The organism is Telluria sp. AZSoR62 (assembly GCF_058111565.1).
Window position 1 is genome coordinate 1 of sequence record NZ_JBYTST010000344.1, and the last position, 266, is coordinate 266.

1 protein-coding gene is annotated in these 266 nt (G+C 65.4%); it reads right to left on the bottom strand.

The genetic code is table 11. From position 1 onward, the window contains the following. Positions 1-266 (bottom strand): hypothetical protein (locus AC3XQU_RS24065; RefSeq protein WP_489876645.1); only part of this gene is annotated, 266 nt, incomplete at both ends.

Here is a 266-nt window from a genome sequence, read left to right on the forward strand (position 1 = left end):
GAGCAACACATCCGGGGCGCCCTTAAGGAAAATCCTCAGTTGCCCCTCGCGGGTTCGGTTCAGCGTGGCCATGAACTTGCTGTCGGACTCGAACGGCACGACAGCGACCCGCTCGTGTGCGGCGGAATCAAATCCGGCCTTCACGGCGAGCGTGCGCAGTGCGCCCTCGGTCGGTTCGCCGACGACCCGCCATTGGCCGCCCTCCTCCATGACGCGGGCGTCATTGCACACCGCCATGGCCGTGACGAGTTCGTTCAGATCGGGGT